The organism is Marinoscillum sp. (assembly GCF_965229915.1).
Taxonomy (GTDB): Bacteria; Bacteroidota; Bacteroidia; order Cytophagales; family Cyclobacteriaceae; genus Marinoscillum.
In genome coordinates this window covers 604,825-616,966 of sequence record NZ_CBDDJZ010000001.1, presented here as the reverse complement: position 1 = coordinate 616,966, position 12,142 = coordinate 604,825, and the positions used below count along the sequence as shown (strand labels likewise).

The window sequence follows — 12,142 nt, the reverse complement described above, 5'->3', positions numbered from 1 at the left end:
TCAATTACCCTGATTTCGTGTGCAAAGCAGTCAGAGGAGCCCCAATCGATGCAAAGCTTCCGACTGGATCAGGTGCGGTTACAAGATGGACCTTTCAAAAAAGCACAGCAGACTGACCTGCAGTACATCCTGGAAATGGATGTGGACAAATTGTTGGCTCCATACTTGATTGAGGCTGGTCTGGATCCAGTCAAACCAGGCTATGGCAACTGGGAGGGGAGTGGACTTAATGGTCATATTGGTGGACATTACCTGTCTGCACTAAGTATGATGTATGCCGCTACTGGTAGCGATACATTGGATCAGGAAATCAACTACATGCTTGCTCAGTTGAAGCAAGCGCAGGATGCTAATTTGAATGGGTATCTTGCTGGGATCCCTGATGGTGAGGTGATATGGGAGGAGATTAGCGCAGGAGATATCCGAGCCGATTTCTTCTCACTGAATGATCGATGGGTACCACTTTACAACATTCACAAGATCTTTGCGGGACTGAGAGATGCCTACTGGTATGCGGACAAAGAGTTGGCCTTTGACATGTGGAAGGACTTGTCGGATTGGTGGATGACTATGACCGCCAACCTTTCAAACGAGCAAATTCAGCAGATGCTCAAAAGTGAACATGGAGGACTGAATGAGGTTTTTGCAGATCTCTATGCAGCAACAGGTGATCAAAAGTACCTGGACATGGCACACAAGCTTTCGCATCAGGTACTGCTCAATCCATTGTTGGAAAACAAGGATCAACTTACCGGAATGCATGCCAATACCCAAATCCCTAAAGTGATTGGTTATGAGCGAGTTGCCGCTGAGTCAAGTAATCAGCAATGGCATGATGCTTCGGTGTTTTTCTGGAATACGGTAGTGAATAACCGGTCAATTGCCATTGGCGGCAACAGTGTGCGCGAACATTTCCATAGCGCGGATAATTTCAGACCGATGATCACTTCCGAGCAAGGTCCAGAGACCTGTAACACTTATAACATGATGCGTCTCTCTAAAGAGTTGTTCCTCGCTGATGAGGAGACCAAGTACCTGAACTACTACGAACGTGCACAGTACAATCACATTCTATCTTCTCAGCACCCAGATGGTGGGTTTGTCTACTTTACTCCTGCCAGACCAAGACATTATCGAGTGTATTCACAGCCACATCAGGCCATGTGGTGTTGTGTGGGTTCCGGGATTGAAAATCACACCAAATACGGCGAGCTGATTTATACACACAAAGGGGATAACCTCTACGTGAATTTGTTCATTCCGTCTACTCTGAATTGGTCGGAAAATGGAATAAAAGTTTCTCAAAAAACGCAATTTCCAGAAGAAGAAGCATCACAACTCATCATCTCATTGGAATCACCAAAACAGTTCACATTGAGCATTCGCGTGCCGGATTGGATAGACGGCACCATGTCAGCAACCGTAGCGGACAAGACTTTCAATCAACTAGCCGACGGATACCTGACAATAGATCGCACCTGGCAGGATGGTGATGTGGTGGAGATCAGTTTGCCGATGCAGCTGACCTACGAGCAGCTACCGGATAGTTCCAATTGGGTGGCATTCAAGGCAGGTCCGGTGGTATTGGCTGCAGTGACAGATACCACTGATTTGGAGGGCCTTTTTGCAGATGACAGTCGTATGGGACATGTGGCCAACGGAGAATTTTATTCTATTGATAAAGCGCCTGTGGTGGTGAGTGCGCCAAATGAATTGCTACAGCACTTGACGAAAGTCACACCAACTAACTATCAGATAGACGATTTGTATGGAAAGGTCAATTCTTTAGAACTCGTGCCGTTTTATTCCATTCATGAAGCGCGCTACATGCTGTATTGGCCGTTTGTTGATTCTGCGGGTTTGGAACGCATGATAGACGAGACGGCAGCTAAGGAGAAGGAGCGGTTGGCACTTCGTAAGATCACTGTAGATCAGGTGAGCCCGGGAGAGCAGCAACCAGAGTCCGAACATGAATTTAAAGGAAAAGATACCTGGATGGGTTATGGATCCAATGAGCGCTATTGGCGAGCGGGCAATGGATGGTTTAGCTATTCATTGAGCAACAAGTCTGGAAAAGCAAAGTACCTGCGGGTCCAATACGACGCAGATCAGGGAAATGAACTTAGTATTCAGATAAATGATCAGGAGTTAGAAGTTTACCAACTGGATCAGGGAATTGGAGAACAATATCTTTCTATACAGGGTTTGAAGAACATGAAAGTAACCATCTCAGCACCAGCGGATAAATGGATGCCTCGCATTTATGATGTGCGGTTACTTTCGGAAAAGCCATAGTTATTAGTTATATTAAGTTTGGCATAACCCGCGTACAGATACATAAATGAAGAACTACCCCCAATTCTTGCTCATTTTATGGAGTTTGACAGCATTTGGTGTTTTGAATGCACAGACCACCAGATCTCGGTTTCAGCACCTGACTGTTGAAGACGGCTTACCTCAAAATCTGGTGGATTGCATGCTTCAGGATAGCCGTGGTTTTTTGTGGATGGGCACCTGGAACGGCCTATCAAGATACGATGGGTACGATTTCGAAGTGTTTGATCACACTACCCCGGGACTGGATGAGACTTTCATATATGCGTTAGAGGAAGACCCTTTTGGCAATATCTGGATTGGTACCCGGACTGGTCTGCATACGTTTATTCATTCCAAAAACTCCTTTAGAGATGCTGCAATGCCAAAGCTTGGCAGCAGTGTGGAAGTACGTGATTTAGCGGTTTATCAAGACTCCTTGCTGGTGGTGGGATGTGATAAAGGGGTGGTCTTTTTGCATATAAATGATGCAAATGGATCCTTTGAAGTAAACAAGCATTTACCATTAGGAGAGGAATTGGAAGGAGAAATCGTCAATTCGGTGCTAGTCGATTCGTGGGATAACCTATGGTTTGGTACAGACAATGGCTTGTATCGACAGGATTCGAAAACCAATCGACTGGAACATTTTACGGTTGCCGATGGTACAGGTTTGGGCTCGAATATGATTCTGTCCATTTACGAAACCATGAACAAAGATATTTGGATAGGCACCGAATTCGGTTTCTATCGTTATTTAAAGTCAGACAAGGCATTTGAGGGATTTATAAACCAACCCAACAACCCCAATAGTCTCATTCACAATTCCGTGATGGATATGCTGGAGTTGGGCAATGGTAACTTGTTAGTAGGTACACTTGGTGGATTGAGCGAATTCAATACAGAGTCCTACACTTTTACCAATTACCAAAGCGATCCTAATGCTGACCATAGTCTTAGTAACGATTTTGTGAATTGCCTGCTGAAGGATACGTCCGGCAATTTGTGGATAGGAACTGAAAGAGGTGGAGTAGATTACTATAACACTGGACAAAACCAAATTGAGCACTACGAGCACCTATCGGACAACCCTAACAGCTTATCCGTCAGTACTATAAATAGTGTCTATGAAGATGAACAGTATCTTTGGATAGGTACTGCCGGCGGAGGACTCAACCGGTTCAACAAGACCACCAGGAAATACAAGCATTATCGGTTCGATCCCAATGATCCAGAGGGTATATCCAGTGATTTCATTACCGCTATTAGGCGGGATCGTGCTGGTAGGTTGTTGGTAGCCACGTGGGGGTCGGGTTTAAACATCATGGATAAGGCTACTGGTAAGTTCATTCGGCATCAGGGCAGGCCTGGCCTGGCGGGAGATTTCATCTCATCCCTCACAGAAGACAAACGGGGAAACCTCTGGGTGGGCACACTTGACGGAATATCGAGATATCGGGCAGATCTAGATGTTTATGAAGAAGTTTTTTCAGATCAGACCACAACCCGCATTACTAATGTTGGTTGCTTGTTATTTGATCACGAAAATAGCTTATGGGTCGGCACCAGAAATGGCCTATATCACCTGCAGTCATCTGATGGTTTTGATTCGGATATAGAAGTGTCTAAATACCAGCATGATGATGATGACCCATCCAGTATTAGTGGTAACTATGTGATCTCATTGCTTCAAGCCAGTGATGGCACCATATGGTTTGGTACCTATGGGCATGGGATCAACAAGATTGTTTCCAAGGGAGATTCCATCACCTTTCAGGCTTATGGTACCAACAATGGATTGAGTAACACGGTGGTATATGGTATAGAGGAGGATAAGCACGGCAACCTGTGGCTGTCTACGGACTATGGCTTGTCCCGGTTAAATCCCGAAAATGAGGTCATTCGTAACTACTTCAAGGCGGATGGTTTTCTGAACAATCAGTATTACTGGTCAGCTGTCTTCAAAAATACTCAGGGCAAACTCTACTTCGGGGGGATGAATGGAATGGACGCCTTTTATCCTGACTGGATTCAGCAAGACTCTAAAGGATCGGGAGTGACCATCACGGATATTAGACTACTCAATGAGTCTGTGGTGCCAGGTAGAAAATACAATGGAGTGGAAGTGCTGAAAGAGAGCATTTATGAAGCGAGTTCTTTGAGTCTATCCTATGATGAGAAGGTACTTGGAATTGAGTTTTCTGCACTTAACTACCAGGAACCAGGAATGATTCGGTATGCGTATATCCTTGAGAACTTTGAAAGTGAATGGAACTACGTTTCTTCCAATAGACGCTACGCTACCTATACCAACCTAAAACCAGGCAATTATACTTTTAAGATCAAATCCTCAGGAAGCAATGGTGAGTTCAACGGTCCCGTAAGGCAAATAGACATTCATATCGACCCACCATTTTGGGATACCACCTGGTTTAGGGGATTGAGTTTGGTGGCTTTTATTGCGGTGATTTTTGGATATGTGCGGTTCCGTACCTACAACCTCAAGCGTCAGAAGAGGTTACTTGAAAAGCAGGTAAAAGAAAGAACCGAACGCATTAATCAACAGAATGAGGCCTTATCTTATCAGGCAATACAGCTTCAAAAGAACAATGACGATCTGGAGACCAAACAACTCCTCATCGAAGGTCAGAACCAGAAGCTGGAAAGTCAAAATAAGGAAATAGCCGAGCAGCGTGATGAAGTGATCAGTCTGAATGAAAAACTAAAACTAGTCAGTCAGCTGAAACTCAGTTTTTTCACTAATATTTCACACGAGTTTCGCACGCCTCTTACGTTGATCATTGGCCCCATCCAGAAGCTATTAAGAGAGCGAAGTTTGAATGAGGAGGTAAAGAGTACTCTGGAAGTGATGAATCGAAATGCTCAGCGTTTGCTTCATTTGATTAACCAGATCATGGATTTTCGCAAGATTGAGAAGGGCAGGCTGGAGTTGAATGTTCATGGCGGTAGTATCGCAGAGTTTTGTGCCAACATCTTTACCGCCTTTAAGCCATTGGCAGAGACCAAATCCATTGATTTCACATTCGAGACCAGGGATCTTCCCGAGGAAGTTTGGTTTGATAGTCAGAAGATGGAAAATGTGCTGTACAACTTACTTTCCAATGCTTTCAAATATACCGGGCAAAATGGAGTGGTGAAACTGATAGCTGAGGGCATATCTGTGCAGCAATCACGACTCAAGCTGGATGAGGAGTTTGCCTCGTCGGATAAGCCTGTGGTAAGTCTGAAAGTGATCGATACAGGTATGGGTATCAGCCAGGAGAATCTGCCATTGGTTTTTAAGCGTTTCTACCGCATAGAGTCCGAAGAGGCATTCAAAATTAGCGGTTCCGGTATTGGTCTTGCACTAACAGAAGAGCTGATTAAGACCCATCATGGAGATATATTCGTAGAAAGTGAGCTCGGCCATGGGTCCACATTCGAAATCCAATTCCCTTGTTTGAAGAATGCTTATCAGTCTTCTGAAATCTCAAATAACACCACAGAAAGTATAGATATCCACGAACAGGTAGCCTTGCTAAATAGTGAGTTTTTAGTGGAGGAGGAGCACGAACAAGAGGATCTAAATGTTTCCACTGGTGTCTTCAATGAAAAAAAATCAGCGACCGTTTTGGTGGTTGAAGACAATAGCGACCTCAGAAAATTCATAGCCTTGCGCTTAAAGGAAACCTACAATGTGTTAGAGGCTGCTGATGGTGCAGCAGGGATCGAACTGGCTGAGTCAGAAACGCCTGATCTCATTATCAGTGATGTGATGATGCCCAATGTAGATGGACTGGAGCTATGCGGCACGCTGAAAAACAATCTGATCACCAGCCACATACCGATAATCCTCCTTACGGCCAAAAGTGCCATCGAGAATCAAATAGAAGGCTTGCAAATCGGGGCAGACGACTACCTGGCCAAGCCTTTCAATTTTGATCTGCTGGAAGCTCGTGTGGCCAATCTGATAGCATCTCGCAAACAGTTGCGTGAACAGTTTGGCCAGTTTGGCGAGCTAAAACCACGAGAAGTGACTACCAATGCCAAGGACCAAAAGTTCATTGAGCATGCCCTGGAAACGGTCAATCAAAATCTCTCAGACTCTCAGTTTGGAGTGAAGGAGTTTGTAGATCAGATGGGCATCAGTAGGAGCTTGTTACACAAAAAACTAACTAGCCTGACCGATCAGTCTGCCGCTGAATTCATCAACCACCAGCGAATGAGGAAGGCCCAACAGTTGCTTCAGCAAAACGAACTCAATATCTCCGAGGTAGCCTACAGTGTAGGATACAATGATCCCAAGTATTTCTCCCGACTGTTCAGTAAGACATTCGGTCAATCTCCCAAGGAGTTTGTCAATTCTTTCTTTGTAGAGGAGTAACGATTCTCTAGCGATTGTGCCTTTTCATTGAATAAGTTACAAACGATTGCAACATTTAATGTAAAAAGTACACTTAATTTAAGCTGTAGACGTTTGTCCACCTTTTATAAACATTTATCCACCCCTAAAAATCCGCTTCCTCGCATCTTTGATAGAGAAATGGCAAAAATAGCCGTCTTAAATCATCGATTTAATAACCCTGAATGATAACCTATGAGACATTTTACAAAATTTAAAATCTCTCTCGCGACCTGTCTTTTGGTTCCGGAGTAGAGTAGCCTTCACGCTCAGGCAAGTCTGAGCAAAGGAGGGTTGTGCGAAACGCTGCACAGCTCACCAACTGATACCAAGTAAAGTAAATCGAATTAACGTGTTGTCCAGAAGTGAAGATAGCTGTGAATGACAGACATCTGATCTAGAGTTGTGATCACAAATCCACTGAGGAGGAAGAACAATTGCGAACTATTTGGCCAACAGATTTTCAAAAGAATGAACTCAATCAAATTTAATTTTATGAAGACAACTAAACTGATAAAACGCGCTCTATTCGGGGCAGTTTTAATAGTATTTGGCTTAGTTGGTTGTGAGGATGTAGATATCTACAAAATAGATGATCCCGCAGATCGACAAGCCAGGATTGATTCCATTGCAGCCGCGAAAGCTGCACAGAACTCAGGAGATACTACGTATTTAGATATTTCTACCAAGATAGTAGGAGCTGAAGACAACAGTGCTGCCTGGTTTACTGCATTTTCGGACTATTTCACCATTCCTATTGACAGGAAGATGATCATGAAATTCGAGAACTATGGCTCTGGCGTTAACAACTGGAACAATTGGAATCTTGCTGTAGCCAACGAGCCTGATCGCGATGCGGACAATTATGCTGAGTATTTTGTGCTTAGATCTGATGCATACGGTTGGGGTAATGAGGATTTTGACCTGGGCGTGGTATCACAAAACTATCCAGACCTGGATGGAGATGGAGATATCTGGAACGATTTCAGACAGATCATGCAGGGTGCCGATGTGACTATAGAAATCGACTATTCGGCTACTGGTTACGTTTTTGTGACCGCAACAGCAGTCGGTTCTGAAGGTACAGAACTCGTAATGACCTATAACCAACCAGTTGCAAGTGCTGAAGATATTTCGGTATTCTTAATATGTGATGCCAGTCATTTTGTGATGCAAGACGCTTTCTTGGTCCCTTCTGAGGTTACAGCTATAGAAGATGTTGAACCGGTTTCATTGTCTCTGTCTGGCACACCGACTTCCGTGGAGTTAGGAAATGAGAACTTCTGGGGTGCCGGTGTTGCTACCGTAACATTTGCAGATGGATCTTCTACAGCCATTGATTCTGCAGAACTATCATTCAACGTGATTCCTGACATGACCACTGTTGGAGAGAAAACCGTGATTGTGGCTTATAATAAAACCAAGCAAGGAGCATTCACACAGGCAGTATCTAGCTATTACAATCTGACGGTAACCAATGCGGTATCCAGCTTGGAGATCACTTCCATGCCAGATATCACTACCTACTATTTCTTTGATACCGATCCGATCATCTTCAATACAAAGGGATTAGAGGTGACGGCTACTTACTCTGACGGTACCACCGGTGTGATACCTCATGAAAGTCTGGATTTCGGAACCATCCCAGCAGCAGCTGGTGCACAGACTGTTGATGTATCATATGAGGGAGCATTCAGTACCGTGACCATCACTGTTCCATTGACATTGGTACAGGGATTAAGTCAGGTAGGTGCTACTGACTTCTCCACAGCTTGGTGGACGGAGTTCTCAGATGATTTCACTGTAGCTTCTGGGGGTAGTAAAAAGTTCACTATGTACACTTATTCCAATGGAGTGAATAACTGGCATAGCCCAAGTACTATTCTTCGCAAAGCGGACGGTACTGAAAACGCTGTAGTGCGAATGGACAACTTTGGATGGGGCGATGGTTACGGTACAGCCACACTTTCTAATGACTGGAACTTTGATGTGTTTGCAGCTAACATTAGTGGATCTAGGGTGGAAATCACAGTCACTAACAATGGTGACAATACAGCAGATATTCGATACGACGTGACTTATGCTACTGGGGAGACACACTTCCAGTTGTATGAAGGCATCACTGTAGACAGTGCCGATTTGACTTGTGCACTGGTACTGGAAAGAGCCTATCTCGTAATCGTTGAATAATCACTAAGCTAAAAACATTAAACTATGAAATATTTATATATAATCCTGTTGGGATTGCTGGCACTCACGCCAGCAGCATACGCAGAGAGCTCTGGCACTGAGCTGATGATCCAGGAGGCAGATATCACTGTCACAGGAAGAATCGTAGATGAAAGTGGTGAAGCACTGCCAGGAACCACAGTCCAGCAAAAAGGAGCGAATAACGGTACCATCACAGATATTGATGGAAACTTCTCACTCAAAGTTCCTGAAGACGCTACTTTGGTCGTTTCTTTTATCGGATTCCAGAGTGTAGAGATTCCTGTAAATGGCAGATCGAGCGTAGGCTCTATTACCATGTCACTAGATATGACCGAACTAAATGAGGTAGTAGTGGTAGGATATGGTACGCAGAAAAAAGTCGACTTGACTGGTTCGGTGGCCATCGTGGATACGGAAGAGATGAAGAAAATCTCTAACTCCAACATTTCATCTACCCTTCAAGGTAAAGTGGCAGGTGTACGAGTAACGAGCGATGGTCAGCCAGGAGCAGATCCTCAGATTCGTATTCGAGGTGTTGGGTCATTTGGAGATTCCAGACCGCTGTACATTGTTGACGGTGTGATCATCGGGAACACTATTCGTGACTTCTCACCAAATGATATTGAATCAGTACAAGTACTGAAAGATGCGTCTGCAGCCGCTATTTATGGTGCGCGTGCTGCTAATGGGGTAGTGATCATTACCACCAAGCGTGGTGATAAAAACCAACCTTTGAAAGTGGACTACAGCGGTTACTATGGTGTAGACCGAGTGCCAGATGGTGTGTATGAGGTGATGAACTCAGAAGAGTATGGACGATACATCACCATGGCGTTTAACAACAATGGCATGGACGTACCTAATGGTTATGATCCAAATCACCCAGATTATATCGATCCAAACGAGGTGAATACCGATTGGCAGGAAGAAGCCTTCAAAACAGGTGTCCGTCAAAACCATCACGTGAACTTATCCGGTGGTGGAGAAAACAATACCTACAACCTTTCACTCGATTACTTCAAACAGGAAGGAACTATTGAGGGAGCTGGTCCTAATTTGGAGCGTTATACAGCCCGACTGAACAATACCATGAACGCGAAATTCCTCACTTTGAAGACAGGGTTGGTCTACAGCAAAAGTGATCAGGACAACATGGCATTGAGTAATGCCAACGAGTTTGTGCAAGGTTTGTATGGAGCACAGTATCCAGTAATGGCTTCTGCGCTGATTACACCACCTACTATCAAGGCGTATGATCCATCCACATGGGTGCTAGATGATAGGATTTCTGCTGCATCGCAGTATTCTTATGATTCTTATGGCTATGGTACCTACTACGATGACATCCACGGTGACTTGCGTGTCACTAACGTGTTGCTTACCAACAACTTGTTGGAGAGAAATGCCAAGGTTGATCGTTTGCTTGGATCTGCCACTGCTACAGTAGATTTCTTTGACATGTTTGGTGTCGACAGTAAGAACCACAAGCTGGATTACAACCTGAACCTTTCATACAACACCACATCCGTTAGGTCGTTTACCTTCGTACCGGCATTCATTCAGAGTACCACCAATTACCTAACGAAGAGTAATGAACAACTGGTTAAATCCAATCGACACATTGGTACTTCACTTATCGAAAACTTCCTGACTTACGATGCAAGCATCGCTAAAAATCACATCAATGTGGTGGGCGGTACATCCTTCCAGCGAAGTACGGATGAAACAGTAAATGCCCAGGGTGTTAACTTAACTGAGCCCTACTACCTACAGGTCAATAATTCCTTACAAACCAACTCGGACAGTTATCAGGAAGAAACCGTACTATGGTCTTATTTTGGACGGTTGAACTATGATTTTGATCAGAAGTATTACCTGTCAGCGACGGTACGTTACGACGGTTCCAGTCGATTGACTCCAGATGAAAACCAGGATCTCTTCCCAGCTGCGTCAGTAGGTTGGAGACTAGACAGGGAAAGTTTCTTTCCGGTCTCAGAAAACCTGATCAACTTGCTGAAATTCAGAGGTAGTTATGGTGAGTTGGGTAACATCAACGTATTGGGCCCTTATGACTACATGGCTACCATGTCCAGATTGGATTATACCTATAGCTTTAACAACAATAAAGTCAATGGATCGGCCATATCTAACTTCAACAATGAGTTCTTGATTTGGGAAAAGAAAAGAACAATAGATGTGGGTCTGGACCTTGCTATGTTCCAGGGAAGTTTAGATTTCACTTTCGATTGGTATAGAGCAGAAACCATCGGTGGTCACTATGGTATTCCAATTCCTGCACAGGGCGGATTTACTAATACAAGTGAAAACTTCAACGCATCGACCATGATCAACTCAGGTCTTGAGTTTACTGCAGCGTATCACTATGACAATGGTCCTTTCAAGTTTGATGTATCAGCCAACCTGACTACTTTAAACAACGAAGTGACTAAGTTGGGTATAAATGATTTACCACGTACAGACGGAAACTCACGCACTGAAGTAGGACAAGAAATCGGTCGATTCTACGGATATGTCTATGAAGGGATTTTCCAGTCACAGGATGAAATTGACAATCGAGTAAATTCAGAAGGAGCTGCCGTTGTTCAAAACGGAGCTCAGCCAGGTGATGTAGCTTATGCTGACATCAACAATGATGGACAAATCACCAATGCAGACCAAACCTATTTAGGTAGTGGATTGCCAGATTTCAACTACGGGTTGAACCTACGAGCAGAATGGAAAGGTATCGACGTGAGTGTGTTCGCATTCGGAGCTGGTGGCTTCCAGGTAGTGGATTTTGTGGATGTGACCTTAAGAAGCTCTTATGGTGCGCTCAACAAAAGTGTAGAACTATTGGATGCATGGACTCCTGAGAATCCTAGCACTACAGTGCCACGAGTTGCTAACAGACCTGATGGAGATATTACTAATGACGCATTCAGTAGTCGTTTCATTCAGAATGCTTCCTATTTAAGACTTGCCAACATTCAGGTGGGTTACAACTTCCCAAATAAATGGTTTGGAGAGTACATCAGCAATGCGCGAGTTTATGTGACAGGTCAAAACCTATTCACATTCACTCAGTACGTAGGATACAACGTTGATTTCTCTGGTGGTTTGTATACCCCTGGTTACAATTATGCTTCGTATCCACAACCGCGTGTATTGACTGTGGGAGCACAATTCTCATTCTAAATAAACGATCCAAATAATTAG

At 44.1% G+C, this 12,142-nt stretch carries 4 protein-coding genes; all 4 read left to right on the top strand.

What is annotated here, in order from left to right; all coding sequences use genetic code 11:
- Window positions 1-48: 48 nt before the first annotated feature.
- The 4 genes from ACO067_RS02675 (at window position 49) to ACO067_RS02660 (ending at window position 12,121) form a co-directional block, all read left to right on the top strand.
- Window positions 49-2,295 (top strand): beta-L-arabinofuranosidase domain-containing protein, encoded by a 2,247-nt coding sequence (locus tag ACO067_RS02675; protein ID WP_421870406.1) that lies wholly within the window; start codon window positions 49-51, stop codon window positions 2,293-2,295.
- Window positions 2,296-2,341: 46 nt separating this feature from the next.
- Window positions 2,342-6,697 (top strand): two-component regulator propeller domain-containing protein, encoded by a 4,356-nt coding sequence (locus ACO067_RS02670; protein ID WP_421870403.1) that lies wholly within the window; start codon window positions 2,342-2,344, stop codon window positions 6,695-6,697.
- 513 nt (window positions 6,698-7,210) lie between these two features.
- Window positions 7,211-8,905, top strand: coding sequence for a bacterial Ig-like domain-containing protein (locus ACO067_RS02665; protein WP_421870401.1), 1,695 nt, complete (start codon window positions 7,211-7,213; stop codon window positions 8,903-8,905).
- A 24-nt stretch (window positions 8,906-8,929) separates the two neighbouring features.
- Window positions 8,930-12,121 (top strand): SusC/RagA family TonB-linked outer membrane protein, encoded by a 3,192-nt coding sequence (locus ACO067_RS02660; RefSeq protein WP_421870398.1) that lies wholly within the window; start codon window positions 8,930-8,932, stop codon window positions 12,119-12,121.
- Window positions 12,122-12,142: the final 21 nt, after the last annotated feature.

Bases quoted from the DNA above. Each gene is read 5' to 3' on its own strand.
- ACO067_RS02675 (WP_421870406.1), top strand. From the start codon at position 49: ATGCAAAGCTTCCGACTGGATCAGGTGCGGTTACAAGATGGACCTTTC.
- ACO067_RS02665 (WP_421870401.1), top strand. From the start codon at position 7,211: ATGAAGACAACTAAACTGATAAAACGCGCTCTATTCGGGGCAGTTTTA.
- ACO067_RS02670 (WP_421870403.1), top strand. From the start codon at position 2,342: ATGAAGAACTACCCCCAATTCTTGCTCATTTTATGGAGTTTGACAGCA.
- ACO067_RS02660 (WP_421870398.1), top strand. From the start codon at position 8,930: ATGAAATATTTATATATAATCCTGTTGGGATTGCTGGCACTCACGCCA.